Source organism: Pseudoruegeria sp. SHC-113 (assembly GCF_025376885.1).
In the GTDB taxonomy this organism is placed as follows: Bacteria; Pseudomonadota; Alphaproteobacteria; order Rhodobacterales; family Rhodobacteraceae; genus Pseudoruegeria.
Genome location: NZ_JAHUBR010000001.1, coordinates 1,376,955 through 1,403,075, shown reverse-complemented (window position 1 = coordinate 1,403,075; position 26,121 = coordinate 1,376,955). Strand labels below are relative to the sequence as shown.

Annotated in this window: 26 protein-coding genes; 13 read left to right on the top strand and 13 right to left on the bottom strand. The window is 64.8% G+C overall.

Annotated features, from left to right (window positions below; translation table 11 throughout):
* Window positions 1-3 precede the first annotated feature (3 nt).
* Window positions 4-1,056, bottom strand: coding sequence for an NAD(P)-dependent oxidoreductase (locus KVX96_RS06950; protein WP_261193608.1), 1,053 nt, complete (start codon window positions 1,054-1,056; stop codon window positions 4-6).
* Between the two features lie 148 nt (window positions 1,057-1,204).
* Between KVX96_RS06950 and KVX96_RS06945 the strand changes: the two genes are divergently transcribed.
* The 3 genes from KVX96_RS06945 to KVX96_RS06935 all read left to right on the top strand — a co-directional run bounded on the left by KVX96_RS06945 (window position 1,205) and on the right by KVX96_RS06935 (window position 4,517).
* On the top strand, window positions 1,205-2,758 hold the full coding sequence (locus tag KVX96_RS06945; RefSeq protein WP_261193607.1) for a phospholipase D family protein: 1,554 nt from the start codon (window positions 1,205-1,207) through the stop codon (window positions 2,756-2,758).
* 248 nt (window positions 2,759-3,006) lie between these two features.
* Window positions 3,007-3,834, top strand: a complete 828-nt coding sequence (locus KVX96_RS06940) for a hypothetical protein (RefSeq protein WP_261193606.1) — start codon at window positions 3,007-3,009, stop codon at window positions 3,832-3,834.
* Between the two features lie 83 nt (window positions 3,835-3,917).
* Window positions 3,918-4,517 (top strand): peptidoglycan-binding domain-containing protein, encoded by a 600-nt coding sequence (locus KVX96_RS06935; protein WP_261193605.1) that lies wholly within the window; start codon window positions 3,918-3,920, stop codon window positions 4,515-4,517.
* Here the strand turns inward: KVX96_RS06935 and yghX are convergent.
* The 8 genes from yghX to rpiA form a co-directional block, all read right to left on the bottom strand.
* The gene (gene yghX, locus KVX96_RS06930; RefSeq protein WP_261193604.1) at window positions 4,514-5,401 is read right to left on the bottom strand and encodes a YghX family hydrolase; all 888 of its coding nucleotides are present in this window, start codon (window positions 5,399-5,401) and stop codon (window positions 4,514-4,516) included. The genes KVX96_RS06935 and yghX overlap by 4 nt on opposite strands.
* 132 nt (window positions 5,402-5,533) lie before the next feature.
* On the bottom strand, window positions 5,534-6,061 hold the full coding sequence (locus tag KVX96_RS06925) for a GNAT family N-acetyltransferase (RefSeq protein WP_261193603.1): 528 nt from the start codon (window positions 6,059-6,061) through the stop codon (window positions 5,534-5,536).
* A gap of 160 nt (window positions 6,062-6,221) precedes the next feature.
* The gene (locus KVX96_RS06920) at window positions 6,222-7,628 is read right to left on the bottom strand and encodes a Do family serine endopeptidase (RefSeq protein WP_409977118.1); all 1,407 of its coding nucleotides are present in this window, start codon (window positions 7,626-7,628) and stop codon (window positions 6,222-6,224) included.
* 233 nt (window positions 7,629-7,861) lie between these two features.
* A complete protein-coding gene (locus KVX96_RS06915) occupies window positions 7,862-8,053 on the bottom strand; it encodes a DUF2065 domain-containing protein (RefSeq protein ID WP_314733094.1) in 192 nt (63 codons plus the stop codon).
* A complete protein-coding gene (hflC, locus tag KVX96_RS06910) occupies window positions 8,050-8,919 on the bottom strand; it encodes a protease modulator HflC (RefSeq protein WP_261193602.1) in 870 nt (289 codons plus the stop codon). Before hflC ends, KVX96_RS06915 begins: the two co-directional genes overlap by 4 nt.
* Window positions 8,919-10,079 (bottom strand): FtsH protease activity modulator HflK, encoded by a 1,161-nt coding sequence (hflK, locus tag KVX96_RS06905; protein WP_261193601.1) that lies wholly within the window; start codon window positions 10,077-10,079, stop codon window positions 8,919-8,921. The genes hflC and hflK overlap by 1 nt, the downstream gene beginning before the upstream one ends.
* A gap of 67 nt (window positions 10,080-10,146) precedes the next feature.
* Window positions 10,147-11,505, bottom strand: coding sequence for a glutathione-disulfide reductase (gene gor, locus KVX96_RS06900; RefSeq protein WP_261193600.1), 1,359 nt, complete (start codon window positions 11,503-11,505; stop codon window positions 10,147-10,149).
* A 24-nt stretch (window positions 11,506-11,529) separates the two neighbouring features.
* Window positions 11,530-12,312, bottom strand: a complete 783-nt coding sequence (gene rpiA / locus KVX96_RS06895) for a ribose-5-phosphate isomerase RpiA (RefSeq protein ID WP_261193599.1) — start codon at window positions 12,310-12,312, stop codon at window positions 11,530-11,532.
* 211 nt (window positions 12,313-12,523) lie between these two features.
* Between rpiA and KVX96_RS06890 the strand changes: the two genes are divergently transcribed.
* On the top strand, window positions 12,524-13,897 hold the full coding sequence (locus KVX96_RS06890; RefSeq protein ID WP_261193598.1) for an L-serine ammonia-lyase: 1,374 nt from the start codon (window positions 12,524-12,526) through the stop codon (window positions 13,895-13,897).
* Between the two features lie 119 nt (window positions 13,898-14,016).
* Window positions 14,017-14,934, top strand: coding sequence for a DMT family transporter (locus KVX96_RS06885; protein WP_261193597.1), 918 nt, complete (start codon window positions 14,017-14,019; stop codon window positions 14,932-14,934).
* On the opposite strand, the gene KVX96_RS06880 is transcribed toward KVX96_RS06885, so the two are convergent.
* On the bottom strand, window positions 14,873-15,559 hold the full coding sequence (locus KVX96_RS06880) for a thiamine diphosphokinase (RefSeq protein WP_261193596.1): 687 nt from the start codon (window positions 15,557-15,559) through the stop codon (window positions 14,873-14,875). The two genes, KVX96_RS06885 and KVX96_RS06880, sit on opposite strands and share 62 nt — an antisense overlap.
* A gap of 216 nt (window positions 15,560-15,775) precedes the next feature.
* Between KVX96_RS06880 and KVX96_RS06875 the strand changes: the two genes are divergently transcribed.
* Window positions 15,776-18,100: a hypothetical protein gene (locus tag KVX96_RS06875; protein WP_261193595.1), complete on the top strand. Its 2,325-nt coding sequence runs from the start codon at window positions 15,776-15,778 to the stop codon at window positions 18,098-18,100.
* 164 nt (window positions 18,101-18,264) lie between these two features.
* Here KVX96_RS06875 and KVX96_RS06870 read toward each other — a convergent pair whose 3' ends face one another.
* Window positions 18,265-18,486: a DUF2842 domain-containing protein gene (locus KVX96_RS06870; protein ID WP_261193594.1), complete on the bottom strand. Its 222-nt coding sequence runs from the start codon at window positions 18,484-18,486 to the stop codon at window positions 18,265-18,267.
* Between the two features lie 14 nt (window positions 18,487-18,500).
* On the bottom strand, window positions 18,501-19,796 hold the full coding sequence (locus tag KVX96_RS06865) for an adenylosuccinate synthase (protein ID WP_261193593.1): 1,296 nt from the start codon (window positions 19,794-19,796) through the stop codon (window positions 18,501-18,503).
* 205 nt (window positions 19,797-20,001) lie between these two features.
* On the opposite strand from KVX96_RS06865, the gene KVX96_RS06860 reads away from it, so the two are divergent.
* The 6 genes from KVX96_RS06860 (at window position 20,002) to KVX96_RS06835 (ending at window position 24,468) form a co-directional block, all read left to right on the top strand.
* Window positions 20,002-20,526: a toxin-activating lysine-acyltransferase gene (locus tag KVX96_RS06860; protein ID WP_261193592.1), complete on the top strand. Its 525-nt coding sequence runs from the start codon at window positions 20,002-20,004 to the stop codon at window positions 20,524-20,526.
* Window positions 20,526-21,506 (top strand): Hint domain-containing protein, encoded by a 981-nt coding sequence (locus KVX96_RS06855; RefSeq protein ID WP_261193591.1) that lies wholly within the window; start codon window positions 20,526-20,528, stop codon window positions 21,504-21,506. Before KVX96_RS06860 ends, KVX96_RS06855 begins: the two co-directional genes overlap by 1 nt.
* Window positions 21,507-21,628: 122 nt before the next feature.
* On the top strand, window positions 21,629-21,988 hold the full coding sequence (secG, locus tag KVX96_RS06850; RefSeq protein ID WP_261193590.1) for a preprotein translocase subunit SecG: 360 nt from the start codon (window positions 21,629-21,631) through the stop codon (window positions 21,986-21,988).
* Between the two features lie 170 nt (window positions 21,989-22,158).
* Window positions 22,159-23,802: a CTP synthase gene (locus KVX96_RS06845; protein ID WP_261193589.1), complete on the top strand. Its 1,644-nt coding sequence runs from the start codon at window positions 22,159-22,161 to the stop codon at window positions 23,800-23,802.
* Window positions 23,803-23,893: 91 nt separating this feature from the next.
* Complete coding sequence (locus KVX96_RS06840; RefSeq protein ID WP_261193588.1) at window positions 23,894-24,130, top strand: hypothetical protein; 237 nt, start codon at window positions 23,894-23,896, stop codon at window positions 24,128-24,130.
* Between the two features lie 44 nt (window positions 24,131-24,174).
* Window positions 24,175-24,468, top strand: coding sequence for a DUF1330 domain-containing protein (locus KVX96_RS06835; protein WP_261193587.1), 294 nt, complete (start codon window positions 24,175-24,177; stop codon window positions 24,466-24,468).
* Window positions 24,469-24,549: 81 nt separating this feature from the next.
* Here KVX96_RS06835 and KVX96_RS06830 read toward each other — a convergent pair whose 3' ends face one another.
* Complete coding sequence (locus KVX96_RS06830) at window positions 24,550-25,503, bottom strand: MipA/OmpV family protein (RefSeq protein WP_261193586.1); 954 nt, start codon at window positions 25,501-25,503, stop codon at window positions 24,550-24,552.
* A gap of 167 nt (window positions 25,504-25,670) precedes the next feature.
* On the opposite strand from KVX96_RS06830, the gene KVX96_RS06825 reads away from it, so the two are divergent.
* Window positions 25,671-26,093 (top strand): TerB family tellurite resistance protein, encoded by a 423-nt coding sequence (locus tag KVX96_RS06825; RefSeq protein ID WP_261193585.1) that lies wholly within the window; start codon window positions 25,671-25,673, stop codon window positions 26,091-26,093.
* Window positions 26,094-26,121: the final 28 nt, after the last annotated feature.

Below are 26,121 nucleotides of genomic sequence, written 5' to 3'. Positions count from 1 at the left end.
AAATCAGCGTTTGCTGGCCATATCGGCCACAGGCGCGCTGTCGCTCACGCCCGCCACCAGCGCGACGTCGCACTCCGCCGCCCGCAACAGGCGCGTCGGCGCGCGGCCCGCGGCAATATCCTGCAGGTCGTCCACGATCATCTTGCCGATCAGGTGACGCCCGCCCTTCACGGCGGCCGCGCGGTGCGGCGAGAGGATCAGGTTCGGGTTGAAGCGCATCTGGGATTTCTTGTCGACGGGCTCCTGCGGGAAGACGTCGATCGCGGCACGGATACGGCCGAAGGTGGTGTCGCGCAGGAGCGCGTCGAAGTCCACCAGATGGGCACGGCTGGCGAGCACCAGAAGGCTGCCGTTGGGCATGCGCGACAGCTGCCGCGCACCGATCATGCCCTTGTTCTCCACCGTGGGCGCGGCCATCACGAAGGTGCAGCGGCTTTGGCTCAGCACCTCGTCAAGGCTTGCAAGGATCACACCCTTGGCCTCGGCGGCCTCTTCATCGAGGTAGGGATCATAGGCGCGCACGATGGGGCGGAAGGGGCGCAACAGGCGCAGGGTTTCCTGTGCGATGGAGCCGAAGCCGACAAAACCGATCGGGCAGTCAAACAGCGAGAAATCGCGCTCGGCGTGATCGGCCAGCCAGCTTTCCCGACCATTGCGAAACAACTCATGCTCTGTCACAAGCCCGCGCGCGCCCGAGAGCGCCATGGCCACGGCCATCTCGGCCACGGATTCGCGAAAGCCCGGCGCGCAGCTCAGCACTTCGACGCCCTTCTTGGCGCAGGCCGCGTAATCGATAGAGGCCGGAAACGCCCCCGAGACCTCGATGACCGCCTTGAGCCCCGGCGCGGCGGCGAGCGTGCCTGCCCCCACTTTCGGATCTGCCGATATCAGCGCGATGGCCTTGGGCAGAGCGCTCTCCAGCACGTCGGCCGGGATCGGCGCGTCCTGCCCCCAGATCACGTCGAAAGCGGTATGAAGCCGCGCGTAGTCGGCCTCGGAAAACAGCTCGGAGACTTGCCGCCAATAGGCATCCAGAACAATGGCCGGTTTCTGCATAGGGGACCTCCTGACGCCACAATGGCCGCGCAACTGCCTTGAAACAAGGGGGATTCTCAGCTCTGTTGCTCCTTGGGGCCGCCCCGCCTAGTCTTTGGCGGGCAGACCCGTGGCAAAGCGGGCGAACAGACCATGCGGAGGTTGACCCATGCGGGCGTTGAAACTCATCATCCTTGTCGCGGTGCTTCTCTGGGGGGCCGGGTTCGTGGCCCGCATGATCTATGCGCCGCCCGATCTTGCGGGGCGCAGCGAAAGCACGGCGCTGCCGCCCGCCACCGACAGCCGCATCGCGCGCCATGTGCGCCCTCAAATGGAAGCGCATCCGGGCAAGAACGGCGTCGCGCCGCTGCAGAACGGCGCGCTGGCCTTCGCGGCGCGGATCTTGCTGGCACGCTCGGCGGAGACCAGCATCGATGCGCAATACTATATCTGGCAAAACGACATTACGGGGATCCTGCTGCTCGCCGAATTGCAGGCCGCCGCAGAGCGCGGCGTGCGCGTGCGGCTTCTGGTAGACGACAACGGCACCCCGGCGCTCGACGCCGAACTGGCCGAACTGGACAGCCACCCCAACGCCGAAGTGCGCCTGTTCAACTCCTTCATCCTGCGCAGCCCCCGCGTGGCCTCCTATATGTTCGACTTCCGCCGCCTGAACCGCCGGATGCACAACAAGTCCTTCACCGTGGACGGGATCGCCACCATCGTCGGCGGGCGCAACGTGGGCGACATCTATTTCGCCACCGCCGAGGATGTGAACTACTTCGATCTCGACGTGCTTGTTGCCGGCAATGCCGCAGCGGAGGTGGGCGCGGATTTCGACGGCTACTGGGCCAGCCAATCGGCTTTCCCGGTGTCGCTGGTTCTGCCGCAGGACGATCCCCAGGCCGCATCGATCGAGGCCGCCGCCGCTGCGGTGCGTGAAGACCCGGCCGCCAAAGCCTATCTCTCCGCTATCGAGAACACCAAACTCATTGCCCAGATGATGGAGGGCTCGCTGCTGCTGGACTGGGTCGAAACCCGGCTGGTGAGCGATGATCCGGTGAAAGGGCTGGGCCCAGCGGCCCCGGATCAGCTGATGATCACGCGGCTCTTTTCCATTCTCGGGCGGCCCACCGAAAGCGTCGATCTGGTGTCGGCCTATTTCGTGCCCGGAGAAGGCTTCACCGATCTGCTCGCGGGCTTCGCGCAGGACGGCATCCGGGTGCGCACCCTGACAAACTCGCAGGCCGCCACCGATGTGCTCCCCGTGCACGGCGGCTACATCCGCAGCCGCGATGATCTGCTGGAGGGCGGTGTCGAGGTCTATGAGCTGAAAGCCGGCGTCGAACAGGCGCGGCTGGGCGGGCAGCTTGGGCTGCTGGGCTACTCCACCACCAGCCTGCACGCCAAAACCTTCGTGCTGGACCGCGACGAGATCTTCGTCGGCTCCTTCAATTTCGACCCTCGGTCGGCCAACCTCAACACCGAGATGGGCTTCCTGATCGACAGCGAAGCGCTTGCCCGCACCATGGCCGAAAGCTTCGACAGCAATCTCGACGCCAATGCCTACCGCGTCCGCCTGTCACCAGAAGGCGCCTTCTCCTGGCAGGAAACAGCGGAGGACGGCCATGAGGTCATCCACACGACAGAGCCCGCAACCACGCTCTTTGGCCGCGCGCTGGTGACCTTCATGAGCTGGCTACCCATCGCCTGGATGCTGTGAGGCAAAGGGGGCGCGGGGCTTGCGCCCCGCGCGGTTTTCAGCGGGGCTCTGCCCCGCACACAGGTAAAAGCGGGGCTCTGCCCCGCACCCCCGGATATTTCCGGTCAGAAGATGATGGGGCCCCACTTTGTTCTGTAAATATCTCGGGGGAGGCGCCGAAGGCGGCGGGGGCAGAGCCCCCCACTTCACGCTGACACAGGGGCAAAGCCACGGTATGCTGACACTGACTTCCCCCTTGAGGCCTGAGCATGCTTCCCACGATCGCGAGCTTCTGGACGGGCTCCGCCTTAAGTTTCTTCGAACAGGTTGTGATCCGGTCTTTTCAGGAGGCCGGACATGATGTCAGGCTTTACGTGCATGGCACCGTTGAAGGCGTGCCGGAGGGGGTGGACCTGCGGGAAGCGGTCGCGCTCTGCCCGCCACCTTTTCCCATCGCGGACGGTGATCGAACCCGGGTGGCGGTCTATTCCGATCTTCTGAGGCTACATATTCTGCGCGAAGGTGGCGTGCTCTGGGCCGATCTTGACGCCTACTGCCGCCGCCCTTTTGCCTTCGATGGCGCCCATGTCTTCGGGGCCAACGGGCGGGGCCGGATCCTGACCGGGGTGATGGGGCTGCCGCCCGAGAGCCCGACGCTGGCTGCTCTGCTCGGTTTTCTGGAGAGCGAGTGCCCGGTGATCCCCTGGCGCGGGGCCTCCTACCGCGCAGACGCCGAGGCGCGGCGGGCGCGCGGGGAGCGTTGGAGCATCGCCGATCTGCCATGGGGCGTGACCGGGCCGAAGGGCTTTACCTTTTTCCTGAAGCGAAATGGCGAGGACACCTACGCGCAGGAGAAACACGTCTTCTATCCGATCATGCGCGAGGCGCTGCCGTTGCTGTGGCGGCCCAAGCCCGATCTTGCCCGGATCGAGCCCGAGGGCTGCCGCTCGGTGCATCTGTTTGGCTTTACCCGCAAGCAGGTCGCGCTTCACTACGGCGGGCTGCCCCCTGCGGGCAGCTATCTGGAGCTGCTTTGTACGCGCCACGGCATCGATCCCGGCGCGGCCCCTGCGCGCGCGCTCCCGTGGATGCTGTGAGGCCGCACGCGACGAAAGCCCTTTCCCGCGCCTGCCGGATCGGGCAGGATGGCGCAAAAGCAACAAGACCGGCCCATCGCGCAGTGCCTGCCTCTTCTTCCCTCAGCCGCTCCCGCCTTCTGGTGAGCTTCGCACTCGCATTGGCCGGGCTGACCGCCGCCTGCGTGGAGCCCGAGCGCCGTCAGGTGGCCGTCACCGCTGCCAATACCGCAGCCCTGATCCCGACCCAAACCGATGCACCGGACACCGCTGACACGGGCACCTGCTGGGCGCAGGACACCCAGCCTGCGCTGATCCAGACCACCACCGAACAGGTGCAGATCGCACCCGCGAAATATGACGAAGCCGGCACGCTGACCGCACCGGCCGTCTATGGCACCCAGACCCGGCAGGACATCCTGCGCGAACGCGCCGAGGTCTGGTTCCGCACGCCCTGCGCAGCCGAGCTGGACCTGCGCTTCCTCGCCACCGTACAGCGCGCGCTCACCGTTCGTGGCTATTACAAGGGCCCGATCACGGGCACGCTGGATTCCCAGACCCGCGCCGCGATCAAGGCCTATCAGACCCCGCGCGGGCTTGAGAGCGCGACGCTCTCGCTGGAAGCAGCACGCCAGCTTGGCGTGGCCGCTTATGGCCGGGAGACGCCTCCCGATACCGAGAGCGCGCCGCCAAAAGCCCCCTAGCCGAGATGCTTGGCGAAATGCGCCAACGTGCGCTCCCAGGCCAATGTTGCGGCGGCTTCGTCGTAACGGGGGGTCGTGTCGTTATGGAACCCGTGGTTGGCCCCTTCGTAGATATGGGCTTCATAGACCTTGTTGTTGGCCTTCAGCGCGGCTTCATAAGCAGGCCAGCCTGCGTTGATCCGCTCGTCCAGCCCGCCGTAGTGGATCAGCAGCGGGGCGGCGATACCGGGCACGTCGGCGGCGTCGGGCTGGCGGCCGTAGAAGGGTACTGAGGCCGACAGATCCGGGTAGGCGACGGCCAAGGCATTGCAGACGCCACCGCCGTAGCAGAAGCCGACCGCCCCGACCTTGCCGGTGCTGCCCTCGTGATCGCGCAAGTATTCGAAGGCCGCGAAGAAATCTTCCATCAGCTTGGCGCGGTCCAGCTCGCGCTGCATCTCGCGCCCCTGATCATCGTTGCCGGGATAGCCGCCGAGCGGGGTGAGCCCATCGGGGCCGAAGGCAAGATAGCCGGCCTTCGCGGTGCGGCGCACGACGTCCTCGATGTAAGGGTTCAGGCCACGGTTCTCATGGATCACGAGCACCGCCGGGAGTTTGCCGGTGGCCCCGGCGGGCTTTGCCATCAGCCCTTTGATCGTGCCGTGGCCCTCCGGGCTGTCATACTCGGCGATCATGGTCTCGATGGCCGGATCATCGGGCGCGACCTGCTGCGCCAGCGCGTAGTTGGGTTGCAGGCTCTCCAAAACCGCCGCCGCCGTGACCCCGGCGGCCACGTATTTCGTGGCCCCTGCGAGAAACGCGCGTTTGGACATCTTGCCGTGCACGTAGCCGTCATAAAGTTCGAGGATACGCGGATCGAAATCACTTGCCTTCTTGCGTTGCATGCGGGCCTCCCGTGGCTTTTCGCTTCCAGAATACCACAAAAGTAGCGCGCCGATGTGGAGAACAAGGGCTGCTCGGCCAAACAAACAGGCACAGGGCAAGGTGCCGCGCACATCGCAGAGACGCAGCTCGGCTCAGAGATCCTTCACGAAGTAGTGCAAATGGGGGCGCAGCATCGGCTGATCGTTGTAGGTCGTGGTTTCGATCGGGCCGCGCACCTCGGTAAAGCCGAGCTTGGGGTAGAGGCTGCGCATTTCCACGTTGGGGGTGAGCGTATCTGCCACCAGCCGTTTCAGCCCCATCTCGCGGGCGGCGGCCTCGCGCGCTTCAATCAGGGCGCGCCCTGCCCCGCTGCCCCGCGCGGCTTGCGTCACGAACACACGTTTCAGCTCGCCCACCTCCGGCCCAAGGCATTTCAGCATGCCGCAGCCGACAAGCGCGCCTGTGCTACTGCGCGCAACCACGATGCACCCTTTAGGGGGCAGGTAATCCTCGGCGTTTTCCCAGAATTCCGCGAGCGCGCTGCGGGGCGCTTCCGGGTCGATCTCAAACCCCATGGCCTGCATCCGCTCAACGATCAGGGCATAATATTGCGACAGCAAGCCGTCGAGGTCTGCCCGTGGCGGCAGGCTTTGGCAGCGTTCGATTTCAATGTCCTGCATCGCACCCCCTCCTGTGTCCGACCCAGACAGCATACAGGCGATCCGCATGATCCCAAAATGCCGCTGGCTTTGCACGCACGGCGCAGCCCAAGAAAAAGCCCCCGGAGCGGGCTCCGGGGGCTTTGATTGTTCCGAATGCCCGCAGGCAGAGGCGGCTGGCTTATTCCAGCGAGAGCGCCACGAAGCGCGGCTCACCGGCGCGGCGCACCAGAAGCAGCAGGGATTTACGCCCGGCGTCCTCGGCATCTTCGATCCGGCCTTCCAGATCCTCGATGGAGGCCACCTTCTGCTGGCCGGCTTCGGTGATCACGTCGCCGGCGCGCAGTCCTTTCTCATAGGCCTCGCTGGCTTCGTCCACTTCTGTCACCACGAGCCCGTCGGCATTGGTGCCAAGCTCCAGCTGCTCGCGCAGCTCGTCGCTCATCTCCGACAGCGACAGGCCAAGGATCTCGCTCTCGACCGGCTCGGTGGCTGGGGCGGAGGCCGGCACCGCGCCTTCGGCGGTTTCGCGGCGGCCCAGCGTCACGGCGAGGGTTTCCTCGCTGCCGTCGCGCAGAACCACGACCTCGACCGTCTTGCCGACTTCGGTGTTGCCGACTTCGCGCACGAGCTCGCGGGTGTCTTCGACCGTCTTGCCGTCAAACGACAGGATCAGATCCCCGGATTTCAGGCCGGCTTCAGCGGCGGGGCCTTCCGGCACATCGGTGATGAGCGCGCCCACGGCGTCTTCAAGGCCAAGAGCCTCGGCGACGTCGTCGGTCACATCCTGAATGCGCACGCCGAGCCAGCCGCGGCGGGTCTCGCCGAATTCCTGCAGCTGGGCGACAACGCGTTCCACCACGGCCGAGGACATGGCAAAGCCGATGCCGATGGAGCCGCCGTTGGGCGACAGGATCGCGGTGTTCACGCCGATCACTTCGCCGTCCATGTTGAAGAGCGGGCCGCCGGAGTTGCCGCGGTTGATGGCGGCGTCGGTCTGGATGTAATCGTCATAGCTGCCGGACAGCGCTCGGTTGCGAGCCGAGATGATGCCAGCAGAGACAGAGAAGCCCTGCCCCAGCGGGTTGCCCATGGCCATCACCCAATCGCCCACGCGGGCCACGTCGCTGTTGCCGAACTCGACGAAATCGAGCGGCTCGTCGCTTTCCACTTTCAGCAGCGCAATGTCGGTGTTCGGGTCGGTGCCGATCACTTTAGCGGGCAGCTCGCCGCCCTCGAAGAACTCGATCAGGATCTCGTCTGCGCCTTCGATCACGTGGTTGTTCGTCACCACGAAGCCATCGGCGGAAATCACGAAGCCCGAGCCGAGCGCCTGGCTGCGGCGGGGGCGGTTGCCCTGGCCACCGCGATCCTGGAACTCACGGAAAAAATCCTCGAAGGGGGAGCCTTCCGGCACCAGCGGCGAGGGGCCGCCGGTGGAGGCGGCAACGGTGGTGGATGTGGTGATGTTCACCACGGCCGGGCTGATGTCTTCGGCCAGCTCCGCAAAGCTTTCGGGCGCGCCCTTGGCTTGCGCCTGCGGCGCGAAAGCGGGGGCGAGCATCAGCGCAAGCCCGAAGACGAGCATACCCGTCTGGCGCGGCAGTGCGCGCACCGCAGCGGTCAGTGCTGGTACGCCTGCCCGATTTTGAACGTCCTGAGGTGTCACGTCATTCTCCTCTTGATTCGGCAGCCGTCTGACGGGTGCCTTTTTCTCTGCAGAAGTATGTTGGCGGCGTGAGCACGACTTCAACTGTGCGTGCGATGCCGAAGTTTCACATGGGCGTGATAAATTGGTAACAGTCGCCAGAGTGGCAGAAATTAAAGGCCGCCGGAGAGCCAGACCAGTAGAAAACCGGCCCCCATGGCGAACAAACCGATCAGCCGGCGGGTGTCGCGGGGGATTGAGGCGATGAATTTGAGCAGCTCATCAAGGCGCGAAGGGGCCAGTGCGAACACCAGCCCCTCCACGAAGAGTACAAGCCCGAGGGCGAGAAGGATCGTTTCGATCACTCGCCGGTGGCCGATTTGAAGTACTGGAAGAACTCGCTGTCGGGCGAAAGCACGAGCGACGAGTTATCCGACTGGAACGAGCGCTGGTAGGCGTTCAGGGAGCGGTAGAAGCGGAAGAACTCCTCATCGGCCCCGAAAGCCTCGGCGAAGATGCCGTTGCGCTGCGCATCGGCTTCACCGCGCACGATCTCGGCTTCGCGGCGGGCTTCGGAGACAAGCTCCACCACCGTCCGGTCGGCCTGTGCACGCACCCGCTGCGCGGCTTCTTCACCACGGGCGATCTCGTCCGCGGCTTCCCGTTCACGCTCAGCGCGCATCCGGGCGAAGGTTGCATCGAGGTTGGCCTGCGGCAGATCGGTGCGTTTCAGGCGCACGTCGATCACCTCAAGGCCCAGCGCGCGGGCTTCGGCAATCGCGCCGTTGCGGATGCGCAGCATCAGCGTGGCCCGGTCCGACGAAAGGATGTCGTTGGAGCTCACCGAGCCGAGCACTTCCCGCGTCTGGGCGCGCAGGATCGAGTCCAGCCGGCTTTCGGCGGCAGCGATCCCGCCCACACCCACGGCCTGACGGAACTGCTCGACATCGGCGATCCGGTAGCGCGCGAAGGCATCGACGACGAGGCGGCGATCATCCAGCGGCGTGATCTCGAGCGGGCCGACTTCGCGGCTCAGGATCCGGTCGTCGTATTTCACGACTTCCTGAATCAGCGGGATCTTGAACGCGAGCCCGGGCTCTTCCTTCACGGCCACGACGCGGCCAAACTGCAGCACAAGCGCCTTTTCGCGTTCATCCACGATGAAGAGCGCCGAGAGGATACCCGCGGCAACCACCACGAGAACGGGAATGATAAACGTGGAGCGACGCATCAGTTGGACCCTCCTTCAGCAGTGGTGGATTTGCGCAGCTCGTTGAGCGGCAGGTAGGGCACAACGCCGCTTCCGCCTTCGCCTGCACCTTCGTCAAGGATCACCTTGTCCACACGGCCCAGCACCTGTTCCATGGTTTCAAGATACAGACGCTTGCGCGTCACATCCGGCGCCTTGAGGTATTCTTCGAGAACGGCAGAGAAGCGGCTGGCTTCACCCGATGCCTCGTTCACGACCTGAGCGCGGTACGCTTCGGCTTCTTCCAGCGTCTGAGCGGCTTCACCCCGTGCGCCTGCGAGCACGCGGTTGGCGTAAGCGTCAGCCTGCTTTTCGAGCCGGTCACGTTCCTGCCCGGCCGATTGCACGGCGCGGAAGGCGTCTTTCACCGGTTCGGGCGGATCGGCACCGTCGAAGTTCACCCGGATGATGTTCACGCCGGAGTCATAGCTGTCCAATGTCGTTTGGATCAGCTCCTGCAGCCGGTCTGCGATGATGCCACGGTCCCGGTTGAGGATCGGTGCCAGCTCCGATTGCGCGATGATCTCGCGCATGGCCGATTCAGAAACGGCCTGGATCGTCTGGTTCGGATCCCGCAGCGTAAAGAGGAAGCGCGCCGGATCGGAGATGTTCCAGACCACCTGGAAATCGATGTCGACGATGTTCTCGTCACCCGTCAGCATCAGCCCGCTGTCAGCACCTCGGCTGCCCGCGCCGATTTCCACCGTCTGTTCGCTGGTGACCGAGATCACTTCCTTGGTGATCAGCGGCCAAGGTGCAAAGTTCAGGCCCGGATCGCCGACAGCGTAAAACTCACCGAGAAACAGTTCGACCGACTTCTCGTCGGGCTTAACGGTGTAGAAGGAGGCGTAGGCCCAGAGACCCAGCGCCGCCAGCGCCGCGATGCCCACGGTGCCGCGGGTGATCTTCGGACCACCGCCGCCAGCGCCACCGCCGCTGCCATTGCCACGGCCACCACGGCCGCCGCCCAGAAGCACCTTCAGCTGCTCCTGGCCCTTCTTCACAAGTTCATCAACGTCGGGAATCTGCGGATCATTCTGCCCGGGGCGCTGGCCTGGGCGATTGCCGCGGTTGTCGTCGTTACCGCCTCCACCGCCGCTGTTGCCGCCTCCCCCCCAGGGTCCGCCGTTGTTTCCAGCCATTAAGCCTCTCTACCTCGTGTTCTGTTCATGCACGTCAGTGCAATAAGTGTACCCGTTCGCGCCGGTTTCAAGCCGTGCGCGTCGGGGTCTTCATGGTGACAAGCTCTTCGCTCATCGTCGGATGGACCGCGACAGTGCGGTCGAAATCTTCTTTTGTTGCGCCCATCTTCACGGCAATCGCCGCAAGCTGGATCATTTCGCCGGCGTTGTCGGCGACGATATGACACCCCAGCACCTTGCGCGTGGCCTGGCTGACGATGAGCTTCATCATCACCCGGTCATCGCGGCCCGCAAAGAGCGTCTGCATCGCGCGGAACGAGGCCGCATAGACCTCGATCGGCTCCTGCTCCGCCGCCTCTTCTTCCGTCAGCCCCACGGTGCCCAGCTCCGGCTGGGTGAAAACGGCCGAAGCCACCAGTTCGTGATCGGGTTTCGTCGGGTTGCCCTTGAAGACGGTTTCAACAAAAGCCGCGCCCTCGCGGATGGCAACGGGTGTGAGGTTGATCCGGTCGGTCACATCGCCCACGGCGTAAATCGACGGCACAGAGGTCTGGGAATAGTCGTCCACGACGATCTCGCCCTTGCGGCCCAGCTTTACGCCCGCCTCTTCAAGGCCCATGCCCGCCGTATTGGGCACCCGGCCCGTGGCAAACATGACCTGCTCATAAACGCGCTCGGTGCCATTGGTGCATTTCACCCAGAGCCCGCCTTCGACCTTCTTGATCTCCAGCACATCGGTGCCGACGTGCAGGTCCACGCCACGATCCTTCATCTGCTCGGCCACATGGCCGCGCGCCTCATCGTCAAAGCCGCGCAGGATCTGCGCGCCGCGGTAGAACTGCGTTACCTCGACGCCGAGCCCATGCAGGATGCAGGCGAACTCGCAGGCGATGAAGCCGCCGCCCACGATCAGGATGGATTTCGGCAGCTTGTCCCAGAGAAAGACCTCGTTCGAGGTGATCGTATGCTCGATCCCCGCCATCTCGGGCTTGAACGGATGCCCCCCTGCGGCCACGAGGATATGCTTGGCGGTGAAGGTCTCTCCGGTGGAGAGCGCCACGGTGTGGGCGTCCTTCAGCGTGGCGCGGGCGTCGTAGGTGGTGACACCGGCATTGGCCAGCACATTGCGGTAGATGCCTTCGAGCCGCTCCAGTTCCGCGGTGAGCTTGGGGTGGAAGGTCTCCCAGTTGAAGCCGCCCTCAGACACGTCCCAGCCATAGGCGCGGGCATCCTCGAACTGCTCCTTATAGGCGGAGGCGAAAACCATCAGCTTTTTCGGCACGCAGCCCCGGATCACGCAGGTGCCGCCCATGCGGTATTCCTCTGCCAGCGCCACCTTGGCCCCGGCTTCGGAGGCCGCCAGCCGCGCTGCGCGCACGCCACCGGAGCCACCGCCGATGACAAACAGATCATAATCGAAAGCCATAGATATTCCTTAGGGTCAGACCTGTTACAGGTCGGAGAACATGTTCTTTTCGTCGACGAAATCGAGGTGGTCTTCCTCGATCGTTCCGGCATTTATGTCCCGCACCTCGACCTTGCCATCCCCGTAGCCGATCACAACCGCGTCACAGATGTCGATGAAGAGGCCGTTTTCCACGACGCCGGGGATCTGGTTCATCACAAGGGAAAGCTGGCGCGGGTTGCCGATGCGCTTGAGATGCAGATCAAGAATGTAGTTGCCCTCGTCGGTGATGTAGGGCGTATCCCCATTGAGCCTGAGCGTTGTTGCCTGCCCCAGCACATCGAGCCCCACCACGGTTTCCTCGATCAGCGCCTTGGTGGTCTGCCAGCCGAACGGCACCACCTCCACGGGCAGTGGAAAGGCCCCGAGCGTGTCCACCTGTTTGGAGATATCGGCGATCACGATCATCTGGTCCGAGGCCGTGGCCACGATCTTTTCCTGCAGCAGCGCGCCGCCGCCGCCCTTGATCAGGTTCAGGTTGGCGTCATATTCGTCCGCCCCGTCGATGGTGACGTCGAGCCATTTGGCCTCATCCAGAGAGACAACCTTGATCCCAACCTGACGCGCCAGATCGGCGGTGCGGCTGGAGGTCGGCACGCCAGTGATGCGCAGGCCGTCTTCACGCACCAACTCGCCAAGGCAGCGCACCAGCCAGGCTGCGGTGGAGCCGGTGCCCAAACCCACGCGCATCCCGTCCTCGACGAAATCGGTGGCGCGCTTGGCGGCAACGAACTTGGCCTTGTCGATCGGCGAAAGCTCTGCGGGCATGGGGCTCTCCTGAACTTGCTGCATACGTTATAGGAAAGGAATGGCCGGGCCGCGAGAGGCAAATGCATACCTTCCTTGGGGTTTTTGCCCCATAGGCGCGCCCTGAGCCGCCCGCGCCCTGTCGCGGCGGCGGGATGGGGTGTCGTTTTCCCCCTCGCCTTTGGCGCGGCTTCTGCCATGAATGGGCGCGAGCAAGCAGGAAAGGCCCGCCATGTTTCTCTCCGTTTTCGAGATGTTCAAAGTGGGCGTCGGCCCGTCCTCTTCCCATACGATGGGGCCGATGGTGGCCGCCGGGCGCTTTCTGGACTCCTTGCGCGCCTCGCCTTTTGCGGCCCACGGGGTGCGCGCCTCCCTGCATGGCTCGCTTGCCTTCACCGGCGTTGGCCATGCCACCGATCGCGCCACAATTCTGGGGCTCGCGGGCTTCCTGCCCGACAGCTACGAGGCCGAGGCCGCCGAAGCCGCGCTCACCCAGATCCGCACCGAGAAGCGCCTGCACCCCGAGGGCCTGCCCGCACTTGCTTTCGATCCCGACTCCGATCTCGTCTTTGACTACGGCCCGCCCCTGCCCGGCCACGCCAACGGCATGATCCTGATGGCAACGGATGCGCAGGGTGACGTGATCCTGCAGGAAACCTACTACTCCATCGGTGGCGGCTTCGTGATGACGGAAGGCGAACTGGCCGCCGGCAAGGACACCGACGAAGGCGCGCCGGTGCCCTTCCCGTTCAAATCCGCCGCAGAAATGCTCGCCATGAGCACGGCAAGCGGCAAGAGCATCGCCGAGATGAAACGCGCCAACGAGCTGTCGCGCCGCCCGGCGGCCGATCTCGATGCCGGGATCGCGCGGCTCTGGGAGGTGATGAACGCCTGCATCGAGCGCGGGTTGGCAGCGGAAGGCACCCTGCCCGGCGGCCTCAACGTCAAACGCCGCGCGCGGCAGGTGCATGAGGCGCTGCTGGCCGAACGCGGCATGAACCTCACCGCGCCGCACACGATCAACGATTGGATGTGCGCCTATGCCATGGCCGTGAATGAAGAGAACGCCGCCGGCGGGCAGGTTGTCACCGCCCCCACCAATGGCGCCGCCGGGGTGCTGCCCGCGACCCTGCGCTACTGGCTCGACCACGTCCCCGGCGCGGCCCCCTCGAAAATCCCCGATTTCCTGCTCACCGCCGCCGCCATCGGCGGGCTCGTGAAACACAACGCCTCGATCTCGGGCGCGGAATGCGGCTGTCAGGCCGAGGTCGGCTCGGCCTCCGCCATGGCCGCCGCTGGCTTATGCGCCGTGATGGGCGGCACGCCGCAACAGGTGGAAAACGCCGCCGAAATCGCGCTCGAACATCACCTCGGCATGACCTGCGATCCGGTGAAGGGCCTCGTGCAGGTGCCCTGCATCGAGCGCAACGGGCTGGGCTGCATCAAGGCCGTCTCCGCCGCCTCGCTGGCCCTGCGCGGCACCGGCGATCACTTCGTGCCACTGGACAGCGCCATCGAGACCATGCGCCAGACCGGGGCCGACATGCATGAGAAATACAAGGAAACCTCCCTCGGCGGCCTCGCGGTAAACGTCCCCAACTGCTGAGCCTCTTCATCTTGGCCAAAGTATCCCCGCCGGAGGCAGAAAAGTGCCGCGCCAGCGGCCTCCGCTACACCCGCAACTCCCGGATTGCCCTGCCCGCAGCGCGCCCCTAGGGTCGCCCCATGACACCTGCCGCCCCCAACGACAAACCGCTCCTCGGCATCGCGCTGATGCTGGGCTTCTGCGTGCTGGCCCCGCTGGGTGACGGCGTGGCCAAACTGCTGGGCAGCCGCATGGGCGTGGCGGAGCTTGTCTTCCTGCGCTTCCTGTTCCAACTGGTGCTCCTGCTGCCCTTTGCCCTGCCCGGCGTGCGCCGCATGTTGCGTGATCCTTTTGTGCTGGGCATGACAGCCCTGCGCACGGGGCTGCATATCATCGGCATCGGCTGTATGTTCCTTTCCTTGCGCTACCTGCCGCTGGCCGAGGCCGTGGCCATCGCCTTCGTTATGCCTTTCATCATGCTCCTCCTGGGCCGCTACGTGCTGGGCGAAGAGGTCGGACCGCGCCGCATCGCGGCCTGCGCGGTGGGCTTCATCGGCACGCTTCTGGTGGTGCAGCCGAGCTTTGCCGCCGTCGGCCCCGCTGCGCTGCTGCCGCTGGTGGTGGCCGTCGTCTTTGCGCTGTTCATGCTGGTCACGCGCACCATCGCCAAACGGGTGGAGCCGATCGCACTGCAGGCGATGAGCGGCGTCATGGCCTGCCTTGGCCTCGCCCCCCTCCTGATGCTCACCACTGGCCTGCCCGGCCTGCCCGAAGATCCCGTCACGCTCTGGCTCATCCTCGCGCTGGGCGGGCTGGGCACCGTGGCGCATCTGCTGATGACATGGTCGCTGCGCTTTGCGCCCTCGGCCACGCTCGCGCCGATGCAGTATCTGGAAATCCCCTTCGCCACCCTCATCGGCTGGCTGATCTTCCGCGATCTGCCCAATGGCCTCGCCGCCCTGGGCATCCTCGTGACGATGGGCGCCGGGCTCTACATCATTTACCGGGAGCGGCAAGCAGGGCTTGAGCCACCGCGTCAAGCGCCGCCCGCGGCATGATCACAAGCATCCGCGCAGTATCAAACGAAAGCCGCACCGGCCCCATCGCCCGGTTCGAGGTGCCGATCCGCCCATTCGGCGCGAAGTCGATACCGTCGATAGGCCAGTGCAAACCGTCGGAGCGCCCCCGCACCGCCCCCATGGGATAGAGCGACACCCGCGTGCCCGCAGGCACGTCCAGTTCGATTTCGGCCGGCGACAGGAAGATCACATCCTCCTCCCCCACAAGGATCACCCTCTGATCCGCATGACGCACGAGAGCGGTGAAAGCGGCCAGCGTGTGATCCAGCCGCGCGCCGGTGAAACCCGCACCGTATATAAGGGGGGCTCTCAGCCGCTGCAGGCACTTCTCGAAATCGGTGCTTTCCTGCTCCGCCACCTCGATCAGATCTGCCCCACCTGCCAGCAGCGCTTCTCGGGTGGCTGCATCCAGCGAATCCATGTCGCCGATCACCGCGCGCGGACAATACCCGGCATCCAGCGCAGCCCGCGCGCCACCGCCATCAGCGGCAAAGAGATTCGGCAGGGTCGCCAAAAGCTCCGAAATCGCCAGATTGTCCACCGGAGCGCCGCCGAGCAGCAGAATTGGCCCGGAAACGGAAACAATCCCGTCGAAATGAGGCATTTCTTCCCTATTCTTTGGTTTCGTCACATTCTGGCCCATAAATGACACCGGAAATATCCCAGTTCCGATCCTTTCTGCGACGCAAGGGGTGGTAAACACACTGTTGCTGAATAAGAGAAAGCGAGCAATCCGATGGTCGGTGCGAGTAAAATTCTAACGGTTTCCTACGGCACTTTCAGCTGTACGCTGGAAGGCTTCGACGACTCTTTCAATACGATGAAAGCGATTGCGGAGTATTTCCGCGATCTCGCCGCAGAGGATCGCTACTTCGGCGCGGAGCCCCCGGCGCCGGATGCCGAGATGCTGGCGCGAATCGCCGAGAAAGAAGTGAGCCGCCGCGTCGAGGCGCGCATCAAGGACAACAACGTTGTGCTGCGCCAGCAGGAGGCCCCGGCTCTGGAGCCCCAGCGCGCCGCGCCTTCGCCAATCCCGCCGCAGCCCGTGGCCCGGTCCGCCGCTGCCGAAAGCCCGCGCAAGCCTGCCTTCCAGGCCGCGCCCGCCGCCGCGCCGGCTTCGGCCGATGCCGACAGTATCGCGGCCAAGCTGCAGCGCATCCGCGCCGTCGTGGCCCAGAACAAGGCCGGCACCTCTGATCGCCTCTTTGACGAGGACGAGCAGGTGGGTGAGATCGCCGAGGAACTGAACGCAACGGCCGAGCCCGCCGCGCCCGCCGCTGATCCCGCCCCTGCGCCTGCCCCGCAGCCCGTGCTGGACGATCCCGATCTGATCGCCGCTGCTGCCGAGGAAGGCGAGGCCGACGCTGGCGACGAGGAAGATTCGCTCGCCGCGCTGGAGGCCTTTGAACAAACCGCCGCCCCCGCACCGCAGGCCGAAGAGGCTTTCGAAGAGGAAGCTCACGAGGAAGAATCCGCGTCGAAAGAAGCTTATGAGGAAGAGGCTTTTGAAGAGGCCGGGGCCTATGAGGACGACGCCGAGGCAGATTTCGCGCCCGAGGCAACCGATGCGTTGCTAAAGGCCGTGGCCTCCCGCACTGCGATTGCCGACGTGCAGGACGCCCCGGTGGAAGACGCGCTGGACGAGATGGAAGCCGATCTCCTGCCGGAGGCCGATGCAGACTCGGAGATCGCGGAGGCCGAGGCCGAAGCGGAGGCCGCTGAGGGTGAAGCCGAAGAAGAGGCCATTGAAGCGGTTTCTGACGAGGCCGAGGCTTTTGAAGAGCTCGTGGCCGAGGAGGCTTTCGAGGAAGAAGCTTACGAGGAAGAGGCTTTTGAAGAGGCCTATGAGGACGACGCCGAAGACGCTGTTGCCGAAGAGACGGCGCAGGACGAACCGGCAGACGCCGACGCCGATGACGACGTTCTCGCCCGCCTGAGCGCGTCGCTGAATGCCACGCCGCAGGAGGCTGCGGAAGAGGCGGAAGACGAAGCCGCCGATGAGGAACCGCTTGTTCTGACTGCGGAAAACAGCGTTCAGGCTGAAGAACTGGCCGAAGACATGGCCAAAGACGACGACGAGGACGAGGCCCGCAAAGCCTCTGCCACGGCCGCCGCCGCCCGCGCCCGCGCCCGTGTGATCCGCATGAAGAAGTCGGACGTGGAGGACGCCATCGCCGATGGCACCCTGCAGCCGATGGAACTCATCGAGGATGACAGCGAAGACGAGGACGAGGTTGCCGAGGCCGACGATGCGCCGAGCTCGCTGTCCGACGAGGAAGAGGCCGATCTGCGTGCCGAACTGGCCGCCGTTGAGGCCGAGGAGCGTGGGGCAGACCCCGTCGCCCCGGTGCGCCCTGTCCGCGTGACCCCGCGCCGGGTGACAACGGAAGCCGCCGACGACGAGGAAGCCGTCGCCCGCCTTCTGGAGCAGACCAACAGCAAGCTTGAAGAAAGCGAAGGCGCGCGCCGCCGTTCGGGTTTTGCCCATCTGAAAGCCGCCGTGGCGGCCACTGTGGCCGAGCGCAAGTTTCTTGGCGGCAAGAAGAAGGACGAGGACGAAACCGAGGCCTACCGCGAGGATCTGGCCAAGGTCGTCAAGCCGGCCAAGCCCGCGCCTGCCCCGGCCCCGGCACCCGTGGAGCGCCCCAGCCGCAAGGCCGGCACCATGGCCCCGCTGATGCTCGTGAGCGAGCAGCGCGTAGACGTGCAGGCCGATGGCCGGGACGTGGCAGCACGGGGTGCTGAGGCCCATGAGGGCGAAGTGACCTCGGGCAATCTCGCGCTGCAGAAAAAGCCGCGCCGGGAGGTTTCGGTCTATGAGCTTGAGAAGGTCGACCATGTGCTGGCCGATGACACGAGCTTTGCCGAATTTGCCGCGCGCCTCGGCGTGACGGAACTGCCCGACCTGCTGGAAGCCGCCGCCGCTTATGTGGCTTACGTGGAAGGCCGTCCGCAGTTCTCCCGCCCCCATGTGATGGGGATCATGGCCAAGGCCGAAGCCGCCGGGGAGATTTCCCGCGAGGACGGGCTGCGCTCTTTCGGCCAGCTGCTACGCGAAGGCCGGCTGCAGAAAGTGCAACGCGGCCAGTTCACCATCGCGAAGACGACCCGTTTCAAACCCAAGGCCCGTTACGGCAACGAGTGATCTCTCGAACGGTTCTGAAGACCACCACGAGAAACGGTAACCAGTTAAAAAGCGGGGCAGCCCTGGACAGGCTGCCCCGCTTTTCCTTTAAGTGCCTGCGCCCCTTGGCCAATTCCCGGGGCGCTGCCCCGGACCCCGGGATATTTTTGCCAAGATGAAGAGGCTCAGTTCGGCTGGTCTGGATCTTCCTTGCCCACGCCCTTGAACACCGCTTTCAGCGGCAGAGCCCAGACAATGCCAAGGGCGACGTAGATGCCGAACTCAACCCAGATCGAGGGGCGTTCGAGCATGTTCACCACCGTCACGCAGACCACGATATACACCGGGACGCCAACCACGAGGATCAGCAGGGACAGGCGTTTGCGGGCTTTGTAAGACAGGGCCATGGGCGCTCCGGCGGTTAGTCGGCGAAAGGATCGGTGACGAGGATCGTGTCCTCGCGTTCGGGCGAGGTGGAGAGTAGCGCGACCGGGCAGCCGATCAACTCTTCCACGCGGCGCACGTATTTGATCGCGTTGGCGGGCAGATCCGCCCAGGAACGCGCGCCTTCGGTGCTTTCGCTCCAGCCCGGCAGCTCCTCGTAGATCGGGGTGCAGCGGGCCTGCTGGTCGGCGGCGGTGGGCAGATAGTCGAGCCGGGTGCCGTCCAGATCATAGGCGACGCAGATCTTCAGGGTTTCGAACCCGTCGAGCACGTCGAGCTTGGTGAGCGAGATGCCGTTGATGCCGGAGGTGGCGACGGTCTGGCGCAGCAGGCAGGCGTCGAACCAGCCGCAGCGACGCTTGCGGCCCGTGGTGGTGCCGAACTCATGGCCGCGCTCGCCGAGGCGCTGGCCGTCCGCGTCGTGCAGCTCGCTCGGGAAGGGGCCCTCGCCCACGCGGGTGGTGTAGGCCTTCACGATGCCGAGCACGAAATCGATGGCGTTGGGGCCGATGCCCACGCCGGTGGCCGCCTGCCCTGCGATCACGTTGGAGGAGGTGACGAAGGGGTAGGTGCCGAAGTCGATATCGAGCAGCGCACCTTGGGCGCCTTCGAACAGGATGCGTTTGCCAGCCTTGCGCTTTTCGTTGAGCACTTTCCAGACCGGGGCGGCGAAGGGCAAGATCTGCGGCGCGATTGCCTTCAGCTGCGCAATCAGCGCGTCGCGGTCGATCGGCTCCACGCCGAGGCCCTTGCGCAGCGGGTCGTGGTGCTGGAGTGCGCGGTCAACCCGGGCTTCCAGCGTGGCGTCATCGGCCAGATCGGCGACGCGGATGGCGCGGCGGCCGACTTTATCCTCATAGGCCGGGCCGATGCCGCGGCCCGTGGTGCCGATCTTGGTGCCCTTGGAGGCGGCTTCTTCGCGGGCGCGGTCCAGCTCTCCGTGCAGCGGCAGGATCAGCGGCGTATTCTCCGCGATCATCAACGTTTCCGGCGTGATTTCAACGCCCTGCGCGCGGACCGTCTCGATTTCCTTCACAAGGTGCCAGGGATCGAGCACCACACCGTTGCCGATCACCGAAAGCTTGCCGCCGCGCACGACGCCCGAGGGCAGCGCGTGCAGCTTGTAGACCTTGCCATCCACGACCAGCGTGTGGCCGGCATTGTGGCCGCCCTGGAAGCGCGCGATCACATCGGCGCGCTCGCTCAGCCAGTCGACAATCTTGCCTTTACCTTCGTCGCCCCATTGGGCGCCCACCACAACAACGTTGGCCATGATCACTTCCTATCCTTGGCACGGGAAAAACCGGCCCCCGTATAGCGGCAGGCTTTGCGCGGCGAAACCTGAATCTGAGGCCACCCCGCATAAGCGCGGCGCCAAGAGCGGCGGCAAATCACCGCTGCACCTTGGTTGGCTCCGTAATGACGCCATATTTTGCGGATAATCCTTGCGCAAACGGACGATTGTCACGCGAAGTGCGATGCAGACAGCAGAGACACCAGATGCACCGGAGGGCTGGTTTGACCTTTCGCCCGAGGCCTATGCAGACCTCGGGGCGATGCTCTATCTCTCGGCGCTCACCGCAACGCATCGCAACCGCTCGCTGACACAGGCGGTAAACGCCTTTGAAACCCCGCTGCGCTTGAACCAGTACAAGATCTTCCGCCAGAACGGCTTTCCGCGCGCCTTCGTCACCTATGCCGGGCTGTCGCCGGAGGTGGAGCGGCGCTTTGCAATCGATCACCAGCCAGTGATAGGCGCGGATTACGCGTCGGGCCGCTCCTTCTGGATCATCGACCTCGTCTCGCCCTTCGGGCAGATCCGACAGATCGCCGACATCATGCGCAAGACGATCCCCTTTGACCGGATGCGCGCCAACCGGATGGACAGCGACATGAGCCGCCCCCGCATCGTGGAATGGACACGGGACGCGGCAGGCGCGGTGCACATGCGGCTCTACAGGAAGGCGGAATTTGCCGCGGTGCTCGGCAGGAAGAGCGGCTGATGGTCAACTTTCCCTTCCCTGCCGTGCCCCCGCCTGCAGATGCGCTGCGCCCCGAGATCGGGGGCGATACTGCTGGCTCCATTGGCGGCGTACTTGGCAACACGACTGACACCGGCGCGCTGACGGTGGATCCAGGCGTTCCTGCTCCAGGTTGGACAGTGACGGATGTGAACTGGTCCATCGACTCCGATCCGGCCAATGGCGTAGCCAGCGTCGATTTCCTGACCGGGGTCTGGACCTACACCGTGGATCAGGCCTTTTTCGACTCGCTGGATTTCGGGGAAGTGGTCACCGACACGTTTGTCGTGCTCGTTCAGGTTGGCGCGCTGACGCCCGGCGGCAATGAACAGAACGGGTTTGATACGCAGGTCATCACCATCAGCATCGAAGGTGTTTGTTTTGCAGCCGGCACCCGGTTGATGACGCCGGATGGCGAAGTGGCCGTGGAGCGGCTGAAGGCCGGGGATATGATCTGCACGCGCGATGGCGGCATCCATCCGATCCGCTGGATCGAGGGGCGGACGCTCTCGGGCAAGGAATTGCGTGCGCGTGCCGAGCTGCGCCCGATCCGCATCGCGCCCGGCGCGCTGGGAGGCGGCCAGCCAAAGCGGCTTTTGCGCGTATCGCCGGAGCATCGCGTGCTGGTCACCTCGCCTGTCTGCAGCCTGCTGTTCGGGGCATCAGAGGTGCTCGTGGCCGCCAAGGATCTTTTGGGCTGGCCCGGCGTGGCGGTTGAAGACACTTGCACGCCCGTGGCCTATTTTCACGTGCTGCTGGACAGCCATGAAATCCTGATCGCCGAAGGTGCCGGGGCGGAAAGCCTCTATCTTGGCGATGAAGCCCTTTACCGGCTATCCCCCTCCGCGCTTGCCGAACTGGCCGCGATCTTCCCGGATGGGCCTGCAGGCCAAAGCCCGTTTGGCCAGGCCGCACGCCGGCTTCTGCGCAGCTATGAGGCCGCGCTGCTCTCGGCCCCATAGGGTGCGGCCGCGCCGGGCCCGCCTCCCCCGCCACACTGGCCGGGAAAAGCCAAGGGAAAGGGGTTGCGACCGGGGGTCGGACGGCATAGATAGCCACATCGAATGAAAACGCGGTGCCGTCCATGGAAAATGTCGTCCTTGTCATCCACCTGATCCTTGCGCTGTGCCTGATCGGCGCGGTGCTGCTGCAGCGCTCCGAAGGCGGCGGGCTGGGCATGGGTGGCGGCGGTGGCGGCGTCATGTCGGGCCGCGCAGCCGCAACGGCGATGGGCAAACTGACCTGGGGGCTGGCGATCGCCTTCATCTGCACCTCGATCGGGCTGACCGTGATCGCCGCACAGAACTCCGCCGACAGCTCCGTCCTGGATCGCATCGGCACCACCGCGCCGGCCGCTGAAGAAAGCGCCCCGGCCCTGCCCGAGGCCAGCGATCTGCTGCCGCCGACGGCGGAAGAGGCTCCGGCCACGCCGCGCGCCGACTAAAGGCCCGCACACACTACATCTGAGCAAGGGGGCGCCTGCCCCCAACAGCATCTTGCGGTATTGTTGCCAAGACGGGCCGAATCCGTTATGGCTTAAATCCCGTGATGCTGCGGCTTTTCATTGAGCCGAGTCACTTGAAAGAGACCTAGATCACGGGGGTTTGCCAGCCCATGGCACGCTATATCTTCATCACGGGCGGTGTTGTTTCTTCGCTGGGCAAAGGCCTTGCGTCCGCTGCTCTTGGCGCGCTGCTGCAGGCGCGCGGCTACACTGTCCGCCTGCGCAAGCTGGATCCCTATCTCAACGTCGATCCGGGCACCATGAGCCCGTTTGAGCATGGCGAGGTCTTCGTCACCGACGACGGCGCGGAAACCGATCTGGACCTTGGCCACTACGAGCGCTTCACCGGCGTGTCGGCCCGCAAGACGGATTCTGTCTCCTCCGGGCGGATCTACTCCAACGTGTTGGAGAAGGAACGCCGCGGCGATTACCTCGGCAAGACGATCCAGGTGATCCCGCACGTCACCAACGAGATCAAGGATTTCATCGACATCGGCGACGATGAGGTGGATTTCATGCTCTGCGAGATCGGTGGCACCGTGGGCGACATCGAGGGCCTGCCCTTCTTCGAAGCCATCCGCCAGTTCAGCCAGGACAAGCCGCGCGGCCAGTGCATCTTCATGCATCTCACGCTGCTGCCCTTCATCGCCGCCTCCGGCGAGCTGAAAACCAAGCCCACGCAGCACTCCGTGAAAGAGCTGCGCTCCATCGGCATCGCGCCGGATGTGCTTGTCTGCCGCTCCGAAGGCCCGATCCCGCAGAAAGAGCGCGAAAAGCTCGCCCTGTTCTGCAACGTGCGCCCGGACAGCGTGATCGCGGCGCAGGATCTGAAATCCATCTACGAGGCCCCGCTGGCCTACCACCGCGAAGGGCTCGATCAGGCGGTTCTGGATGCCTTCGGCATCGCCCCTGCCCCCAAGCCCGACCTCACCCGCTGGGAAGACGTCTACGATCGTATCTTCCACCCGGAAGGCGAGGTGAAAGTGGCCATCGTCGGCAAATACACCCAGCTTGAGGACGCCTATAAGTCCATCGCCGAAGCGCTCACCCATGGCGGCATGGCCAACCGGGTGAAAGTGAAGGTCGAGTGGGTCGATGCGGAGATCTTCGACACCGAAGACGCCGCGCCCCATCTGGAAGGCTTCCACGCGATCCTCGTGCCCGGCGGCTTTGGCGAGCGCGGCACGGAAGGCAAGATCAAGGCGGCGCAATTCGCCCGCGAGCGCAAGATCCCCTACCTCGGCATTTGCCTCGGCATGCAGATGGCGGTGATCGAAGCGGCGCGCAACGTGGCCGAACTGCCCGATGCCGGCTCCGAGGAATTCGATCACGAGGCCGGTGAAAAGCGGTTCACCCCGGTGGTGTACCACCTGAAGGAATGGGTGCAGGGCAATTACACCGTGCAGCGCAACGTCTCCGACGACAAGGGCGGCACCATGCGCCTTGGCGCCTATACGGCCAACCTGAAGGAAGGCTCCAAAGTGGCCGGTGTCTATGGCACCACCACCATCGAGGAGCGCCACCGCCACCGCTACGAGGTGGACATCAAGTACCGCGACCAACTTGAGGCCTGTGGGCTTTCGTTCTCGGGCATGTCGCCCGATGGCAAGCTGCCCGAGATCGTGGAGTGGAAGGATCACCCGTGGTTCATCGGCGTGCAGTACCACCCCGAACTGAAGAGCAAGCCTTTTGAGCCCCACCCGCTGTTTGCCGATTTCGTGCGCGCGGCAAAGGACACCTCGCGGCTGGTTTGACACCGCTGCAAAAACATGAAAACTCCGGGGCATCACTTTGATACCCCGGAGTTTTTTTATGCATTTCAGAACGATTTTCCTGGCTGGCCTGATGGCCGCGGCCCCTCAGGCCTTGCTCGCTGTTGAGGGCCGCTCTGCCGAATTGCTGGAGCTGATCCGCGCCAATGGCTGCAAGATGAGCGCCACGGAGGCCGACGAGATCCTGCCCAAACACGGCTATACGATGGACGAAACCCGCGACATCGTGCGGGAATGGTCGGCCGAGGGGCTGATCAAGCTGCGCGATTTCCAAGGGATCGAGCTTTCGGAGAAGGGCTGCAACGGCTAAGCCTGTTTCACCACCATCGACCGAATTCAAAGGAGGATGCCCCGATGGCAAAAGGCTACTGGATCGCCCAGATGGATGTCACCGACCAGGACGGCTACGACGCCTACCGCAAGGCGGTTGCCCTGCCGCTTTCCAAATACGGCGGGCGGTTTCTGGTGCGTGGCGGGGCGTTGAACGTCGTGGAGGGAGATCTGCCCAAACGCGCAGTGGTGATCGAGTTTGGCGATTATGAAACCGCGCTCGCCTGCTACAATAGCCCTGAATACCAGGCCGCCAAAGCGCTGCGCGAAAGCGCTTCGGTTGGAATGCTGTCCATCGTGGAAGGCTACGACGGCTGAGCCGCGCGGCGGCTCACGCGTTAAAGCAAAAAGGGCGGCTCAGGGGCCGCCCTTTTCTGTGACTCCAGCGAAGAAGCCAGATCAGAAGTCGAGGCTCACGCGGCGGGTCAGGCCCACTTCGAATTTCAGGTAATCATCCGTTCCCTGAAGCACGATGGGCGAGTCCGCGGCATCGCCGACGAACTTCTTGTAAGACAGGATGCCTTCCATCCCCCAGCGCTCATTGAAATCGTAGCGGGCGGACAGCTCCACGCCGGCTTCCACGGCCCCGCCGCTCGGGTCAAAAGCGGCAAGGCCGCTGGCGGCGGATTCCGCTGCCGTCACGCCGAAATAGGTGGAGGTGTAGCGATCGCTGCCCAGCGTGACGCGCGGGCCTGCGGTGAGCGTCCAGCCCTCGGCGGGGCGCAGGATCACGTCCGCGCCGAGTTCGCCGACGAAGGCATGGTGGCCGATCACACCGTAGCGGGCATCGGCGAAGAGGCGGTAGTTGCGCTGCTCCCAGCCGACACCGAAACCGGCTTCCCAGGCCCAGTCCACATCCTCAAGGCCAGTCAGTTCGGCGTGGTCCGAGGTGTTGCGCATCGGAATGTAGCGCACCGAGCCGCGCAGGCCGAGGCCCTCGCGGAAGCCCACGGCGCGGCCCGAGCCATATTCAAACCCGTTGGGGAAGCGGATGAAATCGAAACGGAAACCGGCGTCCGGCCCCCATTCGATGTCATCGGAGCCGAAATAGGCCGATTGCGCCTGCGCGCCGAGGCGCAGGGTGAAGACGAAATCCGGGTTTTCTGCGTCCAGCAGGCCGCCTTCATCGAGGAAGCCCGGCTCCGATTGCGTGACCTCGGGGCCGTTCAGCACAGCCGTCGCGACAGGAAGGCTCGCCGGATCAGCAACACCTGCTGCCCCACCGAAGCTCAGCGTGGCGGCCTCCTGCGCGGTGGCAGCCGACGCAGAGAATAGGGCAGCAGACAGGACCGCGCCACCAGCCAGACGGCCAAGGGGGCGCAGGGTGAAACGAGGGGCCGAAACAGCGGCCATGGGCACTCTCCCGATGTTCGTCGGCACTGCAGATCGCGCCGATTCATGACCATCCTACCTAGGGCCAAGCGTCAGGTCTTTAAAGAAATTCGTGAAGCTTACGGGCGTGTGGCCTTTCAATTGCCAAGAACCGTTGCCCACGCGCCGCAATTGCCTATGCTGGCGCCATGTTCGACGCCCTGCTCTCCCGCCTGCGCACCCCTGCCCCCGATCAGGCCATGCCCGATCCCGATGCCCGTCTCGCGTTGGCGGCCCTGCTTGTGCGGCTTGCGAAATCGGATCATCACTACGCATTCGAAGAGATCAGCCAGATCGATCGCATCCTCGCGCGGCGGTACGGCCTTGACGCGGTTGCTGCCGCCAAGCTTCGCCACACGGCAGAGCTTCTGGCCGATAAGGCCCCGGACACTACCGCATTCGCACAAGCCGTGAAAGCCGCGATTCCCTACGAGGAGCGCTCCGGCATCGTCGCCGCGCTCTGGGCCGTGGTGATGGCCGATGGCGTAGAGCGCCCGGAGGAGGATGACATCCTTGATCGCACCGCAGCCGTTCTGGGCGTGGATACGGCAGATCTGAAGCACGCCGAATAGGCCTGTTGCCTTTCCCCCTTGGCGGATC